The sequence below is a fragment of the Rhodopseudomonas palustris genome (genome assembly GCF_034479375.1).
GTDB lineage: Bacteria > Pseudomonadota > Alphaproteobacteria > Rhizobiales > Xanthobacteraceae > Rhodopseudomonas > Rhodopseudomonas palustris_M.
Genome location: NZ_CP140155.1, coordinates 3,252,634 through 3,260,000 on the forward strand (window position 1 = coordinate 3,252,634; position 7,367 = coordinate 3,260,000).

The window sequence follows — 7,367 nt, forward strand, 5'->3', positions numbered from 1 at the left end:
ATCGAAGGTGCATCCGGATCATCACATCGGCGCCGTTATAGCGCGGCGGCGGGCGATGGTGCAACGCGGCGGTGCGCCGTCGAAGCCGTGCATTGCTGCCGTGCGGCAATCGATTGGTGCAGCCGGGCGGCGCTGCGCCTCGCCGCCACGCGTGCGACCGTCATCCGGAGAGCCTGGCCGGACATGAGGTCAATGAAAACGGGCACTTTCCTTTCAACCCGTCATGCCCGGCCTTGTGCCGGGCATCCACGTCTTGCAGCGCGAGGCGCAAGAAAGGCGTGGATGGCCGGGACAAGCCCGGCCATGACGAAACTAATCGCCCAATGCCCCCTTACAAAAGCGCCTGATTTTGCTGCCCGCATTTCGGTCAGGCTCTCAGGATGAGGTCTTGCTTGTGAGACGGCCGACAATTCGCCGACCATCCGCGCTATTTTCCCGCCACCAATTCTCCGAGCGGGCGTTGCGACAGGCGCTTGTGACGTCGGCGTGACAGATACAGCAACAACCCGGTGACGACGAACAGCGGCATTGCCAGTGCTGCGAGCATGAACAGGAGTTTGCCCGGCAAACCGAGGATGTTGCCGCGGTGGATGTCGAGCACGCGGGCGAGGATGCGGTCGCCGAGCGGCTTGGCGGCGTAGAGGTCGGCGGAGACGATCCGGCCGCTCAGCGCATCGATACGGAGTTCGTCGCGGACGCCATCGGCGTCGGGGTTCGTCCAGGATCGGACGCGCACCAGCGTGCCGCCGGCCGGCAGCGTCAGGCGCGCGGTGACGAAGCGGTCGCCTTGCTGTTGCAGGAAGGCGGACCAGACCCGGTCGAGCGGCAGCTCTCCGGACTGGGCCATGCGCTTCGGCGACGGCCGCATCGGTTCGGCGCGCGCCGGCGCGCTGGACAACAGCCACATGGCGCCGTCTCTGTACCAGTCGAACGACCACCATAGCCCGGTCAGCACCATCACCAGATAGATCAGCATCGCCCAGGTGCCGATCACCGCGTGCAACGAGCGGTGCAGGCCGCGACCGCGCAGCCGCAGGTTCGGCTTCAGCCAGACTTTCGCGCTGCCGGCGCGATGCGGCCAGCGGAGCACCAGGCCGGTGATCAGCATCGCAATCAGGCCGAGCGCGACGATGCCGCCGATCGGCCGGCCCCAGCCTTTGGCGTCGCCCGGCAGCAGCAGCCAGCGATGCAGCTTGCGCACCGTGGCGAAGAAGCCCTCGCCGACCGGATGGCCGAGCACGCGGGCGTCATGGGGATCGACATAGACCGACGACGGCCGGGAAGTGTCATCGTTGCGCACGAAGCGGATGTGAACCGCCGACGCCGTATCGCGCGCCAGCGTGATCGACGCGATCTTGCCGGCGCCGGTGGCGGCCTGCAGCCGGGCGATCAATTCGTCTGGTTGCAGCCGCGGCGTCGCGCGGACCTCGACCCTGGTGCGGTCGGCATTCAGCGCGGCCAGGATCTCGTCCTCGAAACTCAGCATCGCGCCGCTCAGCGCGATCATTGCGAGGAACAGCGACAGCGTCAGGCCGGCGATCGAATGCAGTTGCAGCAGGATCGACTTGATCGAAGGCGGTCGCATCATGCTCTCTTCCTGAGAGTCCGGCGGGAAACTCGGACAGCGTGTCAGGCGTTTGATACGCGGCCTACTTCACGAGCTGTTGCGTCATGGCCGGGCTCGTCCCGGCCATCCACGTCCTGCTTGCGGCTTCCGCTGCAAGACGTGGATGCCCGGCACAAGGCCGGGCATGACGAGTTGAAACGAAAATGCGCGACTTCACTGATTGCAGTTCCGGCCAAGCTCCAAGCATGATCTGATCCGAAAACCGGTACCCACTTTTCGGGATCATGCTCAGAACTTCGCCGTGGCCGACAGCGAGAAGCGGCGGGCGTCGCCGATCGCGACGTTCAGGGTGTTGACCGCCGAGGGATAGTACACGGTGTCGAACAGGTTCTTGACGTTGAGCTGATAGATCACCGGCGTGCCGGCCACCTTCGTCTCGTAGGTGGCGAAGACATCGGCCACCGTATAGGCCGGCAGCACGAAGGAATTGGTGCTGTCGCCGGGCCGGTCGCCGGCATAGCGGGCGCCGCCGCCGAGCCGCAGACGGCCGGGCAGCGCGGTGCCGAAATCATACACCAGATACAGCGAGGCGGTGTTCATCGCGACGTTCTGCAGGCGCTTGCCGACCAGCGTCGGATCTTCGGTCACATAGGCGTCGGTGTAGCCGTAGCTGCCGATCATGCTCCACTGGTCGCTGAGCCGGCCGGTGACGTCGAGCTCGACGCCGCGCGAGCGCACCTTGCCGGCGGCGCGATATTCGTTGAGGCCGGTGGTCGAATTGAACTGCGACACCAGCACGTTCTTCTTGTCGATGTCGTAGACCGCCAGCGTGCCGGACAGCCGCTTGTTCAGGTCGAATTTCAGGCCGGCCTCATACTGCGTGCCTTCTTCCGGCGCGATGTTGGAGCCGATGACGACGCCGCCGGTCAATGGCGCGATCGTCGAGGTCGGCTGCAGCGACTGGGTGTAGCTGGCGTAGAGCGAGACCTGCCGGGTGAGCTTGAAGATCGCGCCGCCGAGCGGCAGCAGCTTGCTGCCTTCGAGATCGGTGTTCGCCGTGAACGGCCGGCCGCGGCCGGCGAGCTGCTCGTACTCCATCCAGCGCAGGCCGCCGACCAGCGAGAACCGGTCGGTGAGATGCAGCGTGTCCTGAACGAACAGCGAGCGGGTCTCGAGCTTGTCGGTCTGGTCGCTGTCGGAGGCCGAGACATTGGTGCCGGGCTGAATCAGCCCGTAATTCGGGTTGTAGAAGTTGAAGTTCGCGGTGCTCTGCCGGATCAGGTCCTGGCGATAGATCACGCGGCGCTGGGCGTCGCCGCCGATCAGCACCTCGTTGCGGAGGTCACCGATCCAGACATTGCCCTGCAGATAGGAGGTGCCGTAGCTGGCATAGGCCAGCGCGCCGTGGGTGCCGTCATTGCTGCGGCGTTCGACGCCGGTGGCGGCATTGACCGCGGTGATGCGGAGCTGATTGGCGTCGTAGCTCTCGGTGTTGAAGCTGTAGGCGGCGGTGAGCTTCCAGTCGTCGTTGAGCTTCTGCTCGACCGAACCCTGCACCAGATCCGAATGGCCCCAATGCTTGTTGAACGGCTCGTCGAGCCGCCGCGTCGCCGGGATCGCCAGCGGAGAACCGCCCACGAAGGCGGTGCCGCGGTCGAACGGGTAGCTGAATTCGCGGTGGGTGTAGTTGAAATGGACCGTGGTGGCCTCGCCGTACCAGGCCAGCGACGGCGAAATCAGCGTCTCGCGGCTCTGGCCGAAATTGCGCCAATAGTCCTCATCGAGGCCGGAGGCGATCAACCGATAGGCGACACCGTTGTCGCCGACCGGGCCGGTGATGTCGAAGATGCCGTTGATGCCGTCCTTGCCGCCGCCGAAGGTCGAGCCCAGCAGCGTGACCGAGCCGTGCTGATACAGATCCGGGCGCTTGCTGATGGTGTTGATCACGCCGCCGGGGGACTGGATGCCATACAGCAGCGAGGCCGGGCCTTTCAGCACCTCGACGCTCTCGACCGTGGCGTCGAGCGCGCGGCCCTGCACGATTGGCATGCCGTTGCGCATGATCGAGCCGTCGCGGTTCTCGCCGAAGCCGCGCCGGATCACCGCGTCGAAGGTGCCGGCGAGCGTGTTGGTCTGGGTGACGCCGGAGACGTTGGCGAGCGCGTCGTCGAGATTGCGCGGGAGCTGATCCTTCAGCACCTGCTCGGGCACGACGTTGACGGATTGCGACGTATCCAGCGGCGAGGCGCCGGAGCGCAGCGTCGTCGGGCTCGGCATCGCGCGATAGCCGAGCTTCTGCTCGTTGAGGATGGCGGCGGCCGCGGCGGCGCGTTCGGAATGCGTCGGCTGGGCCGGCGCGGGATTGCGCTGGCGACGCGACGCCCGGCGTGCGGTGGCCTGTGAGTTTCGCCTCGGGGCGGCCGCTGATCGCTGCGGCCGCGGCTTCGGCGCATCGACGGTGACCGACGGAAGCTGGGCGCCGGCCTGGCCCGCAGCGGACTGGGCAACGGCGGGCCGCGACAGCGACAGACTGATCGCGCAGATCGCGGCGCCGAGCAGCAGGCGCGCGATCGCGCGGCCGTTCGACGTTCGCGGGTTGCTTCCGATCAGGCGATGGGGCGGGTTCGACATGCGGGTACGACTTCCAGTGCAAACGGGACGTTTGGTCGCACTTAGCAGACGCAGCACGGTGAAGGGGCAACGGGCGGCGTTGAATCGCTCTAATGCGCAATCGCATCTGGCGTGGGCTGGCGGTCGGGGCAACGTCAGCGTGCATCGCAGCGGGACGATCGCAAGCGGGCCCCCTCCCGGGCGCCGCCTGCCCGCAGCCATCCTTCAAGACGCCGCAGCTTCGCTGTGGGCGACGCCGGACTCTTCAGAAGTGGCGCCAACTCGTCATTCCCCGCCTTGTGCCGGGCATCCACGTTCTTGCAGCGGGAGCCGCGAGAAAGGCGTGGATGGCCGGGACAAGCCCGGCCATGACGGAGTGAATCGCGTATCGATCGACAAGCGACTGGTTTTGCCGCCAACACCTGACAACACGCACCTCGATTCTCTCGCGAGAGTCCGCGCACGTTCGTTCGAGAAGACCGCGCCGCACACGCACAACCTCATCCTGAGGAGCGCGAGGTCGCCCGCAGGGTGATATCGCGCGTCTCGAAGGATGGCCGCGAGCGGCATCCCCGTTGCCATCCTTCGAGACGCCCGCTTCGCCCTTACGGGCGAGGCGGGCTCCTCAGGATGAGGGGTGTGGGGGTGGCGGGAGGTATAGCTGGATGCGTGGCTGGGACGGCTGCGACAAACAAAAACGCCGCCTCGGGGATGAGGCGGCGTTGGTGTTTCGGACGGAGATTACTGTGACGTGCGCGGTCGCGCGGCTATTCGTCTTCCTCGAGCGCTTCGGTGAGCTTGTCGTAGTTCTTCAGGACGAGCTCGATATTGGCCTTGTTCTGCACCGTGGGGCCCGGGGATTTCAGCGCCTCGTTGAGATCGGCCAGCGCCAGCTTCTTGTCGTCCGCCGACATCTTGGTGTCGGCTTCGACCAGCGCGATCTGCGCCTTCAGCTCGGCCTCGGGGCCGACATAGGTCTTGGTCTTGGCGTCGACGCCGGCCATCACCATGCTGATGGTCTCGACCACTTCGCTGTAGTCGCCGTAATCGGCGAAGCCGTGCTTCTTGGCGGCGGCGTCGAGTTGCTGGACGATCTTCGGGTCCGGCTTGGCCTGCGGATCGTCGGGAAGCTTGGCGGCGACCGCGTCGATGTCCTTGTGGGCGGCGAGCACGCCCTGGACCTGCTTCTCGGTCAGCGTGATTTCCTTGAACGCCGGCTGCGACGGCGCCGCGGCTTCGGGCGAGGGCTGGGTCGCGGCCGGCGGCTTGGCGTCCTGCGCGGATTTGGCCTGGGCGAATGCGGCGGATCCGGACGCCGACGCCAACGCGACGGCAACACAGCCGGCGCCGAACCAGGCGGCGACGGGACGAAGACTCTGGTGCATGAAATTCTCCTCGGTGGGTCCGCCCTGTTGGCCAGAACCGGCGAATCTCCCGGTTCAAGGCAGGCTTGATCTTGATGTCGATTAGGGCCGAACGAAGATGAAGCGGGCTTGAACGGACGCAGCGGCGACGGACGAGGCGCGGTTCCGGATGACGCGCAGTTGCAGGTGATCAGTTCGGCGACGGCGGCCGAAGCAGCAGCGATGCGGCAGCGAGGCCGCCCGCCGCGGCACGGTTCCGACGACCGGAGGCCGGTCGTCGGAGACGATCATGCGCCGGCGGGCGGCGGCGCGCGCGATCAGACCGTAGCGACGCCGTCGATCGGACTGATGTCGCCGACGAAGCGCAGCAGATCCGCCATGGTGAAGGTGCCAGGGACCTCGGACGCGAGCAGCGTCGCGCCGACCGGCCCGAGACGCTCGCCCTGGCCGCGCTGTTGGGCTTCCTTGAGGATGTAGTACCACAGCGGCGTCGCCTCGTGCAGGCCGTTCCGCGCCGCCACCGCGCCGTCGCTCCGCCATCTTGTCGCGCACATCGGTTTGTCAACCGATCGGCGAACCAGTCAACCAGCAATGGTTGCGCGTGCGGCACCCGCTCAAGGTTTATATGATACGAGGGCCTGGGCATCAGCACGCGACTGTCGCCTTTGTGCATCCGGCATTGAGACGAGGCCGCTATCCTCAAGATAGCCGGAAGGGCCGAACGCTTTTTCACTTGTGAGTTCGGCGATCCACTCCTTAATCCCCGGGATCTGGCCGATATGAGCCTTTTTCACATACAAATAGAGAGGATACGCTATCGGGAATGCGGCTGAAGCCACCGTCGCTTTCGACGGGACGACGCCATCCAAAGCGACAACTTTCAACTTGTCTTCGTTGTTCGTGTAGAAAGACCAGGTGACCACGCCGACGCCTTTGGGATCGGATTGAAGACGAGCGAGTGTGTCGCTGTCGCTGTCCATATCGACCACATTCGCGGCTTGCCGCGTTGCCCGACATTGCGCCGCTACTTTGGATTTGTCTGGATTGGTTTTCTGGATAATCGCATAGGCCCCGGTGGACGCGCACGACGAAACCATCACCAGTTCGTCGAACTTGTCGCGCGCACCGTGGTTAGCGCTCGGAATGTAGAAAGTATTGGCCGGCTTGCTCGTATTTGACGCCAACGTGCCTTTGACCGGAACGTCCCGCGCGATCGCAAGGTAGACAGCCGTGCGCGAGAGGGCCGGGGTCTGGCTCGCCTTATTGGTGACAAACACAAGGGCGTCATAGCCAAACTGCACTTGAGTAATGTCTTTGACGCCGTTCTTATTGCAGAGCTCGACTTCGGAAGAAGCGATCCGGCGCGAGGAGAAAGCGATATCGAAATTGTCGGGGCCGACGCCGCGGCAGAACGACATTAACCCGGCTGGCGGGCCTCCGTCTTTTACGATTGGCGTCTTGAACCTGCCGGCTTTGCCGAATTGCTCGGACACAGCCTTGGCGAAGCTCTGGTCGGAGGGTGAAGCGGCGATCCATAGCTGATCGCGGGCCTCGGCCGGACCGACTGATGCGGCGGCGAACGCGACGCAGGCCACCGCGACCGAGATCATGTCGATTCTCAAGAGAGTCCCCATTTTATTGATGTCACTGCCATGTCACGCTGATCCGTCGATCGACCTCAGCGACATCTGTAAATATGGCATAAATTTACCGCGTTTGGGGGGCGTTTTTCCGCTCCAAGCTCCACCGCCGCCGCTCCGGCCCCGACAAAACGTCAACACGGCTCATCGCCCCCTGTTCTGCAGCAGTGCAAGCGACCGTGCTCG

At 65.1% G+C, this 7,367-nt stretch carries 5 protein-coding genes; all 5 read right to left on the bottom strand.

What is annotated here, in order from left to right:
* Window positions 1-427: 427 nt before the first annotated feature.
* Window positions 428-1,585, bottom strand: coding sequence for a PepSY-associated TM helix domain-containing protein (locus tag SR870_RS14770; RefSeq protein ID WP_322518276.1), 1,158 nt, complete (start codon window positions 1,583-1,585; stop codon window positions 428-430).
* A 270-nt stretch (window positions 1,586-1,855) separates the two neighbouring features.
* Window positions 1,856-4,198, bottom strand: a complete 2,343-nt coding sequence (locus SR870_RS14775) for a TonB-dependent siderophore receptor (RefSeq protein WP_322514302.1) — start codon at window positions 4,196-4,198, stop codon at window positions 1,856-1,858.
* A gap of 746 nt (window positions 4,199-4,944) precedes the next feature.
* A complete protein-coding gene (locus SR870_RS14780) occupies window positions 4,945-5,562 on the bottom strand; it encodes a hypothetical protein (protein ID WP_322514303.1) in 618 nt (205 codons plus the stop codon).
* 296 nt (window positions 5,563-5,858) lie between these two features.
* Window positions 5,859-6,095 (bottom strand): hypothetical protein, encoded by a 237-nt coding sequence (locus tag SR870_RS14785; protein WP_416221085.1) that lies wholly within the window; start codon window positions 6,093-6,095, stop codon window positions 5,859-5,861.
* 60 nt (window positions 6,096-6,155) lie between these two features.
* Window positions 6,156-7,151, bottom strand: a complete 996-nt coding sequence (locus tag SR870_RS14790) for a PstS family phosphate ABC transporter substrate-binding protein (protein ID WP_322514304.1) — start codon at window positions 7,149-7,151, stop codon at window positions 6,156-6,158.
* Window positions 7,152-7,367: the final 216 nt, after the last annotated feature.

Coding starts and splice junctions, on each gene's coding strand:
- SR870_RS14785 (WP_416221085.1), bottom strand. CDS start 6,095: ATGTGCGCGACAAGATGGCGGAGCGACGGCGCGGTGGCGGCGCGGAAC.
- SR870_RS14780 (WP_322514303.1), bottom strand. CDS start 5,562: ATGCACCAGAGTCTTCGTCCCGTCGCCGCCTGGTTCGGCGCCGGCTGT.
- SR870_RS14775 (WP_322514302.1), bottom strand. CDS start 4,198: ATGTCGAACCCGCCCCATCGCCTGATCGGAAGCAACCCGCGAACGTCG.
- SR870_RS14790 (WP_322514304.1), bottom strand. CDS start 7,151: ATGATCTCGGTCGCGGTGGCCTGCGTCGCGTTCGCCGCCGCATCAGTC.
- SR870_RS14770 (WP_322518276.1), bottom strand. CDS start 1,585: ATGCGACCGCCTTCGATCAAGTCGATCCTGCTGCAACTGCATTCGATC.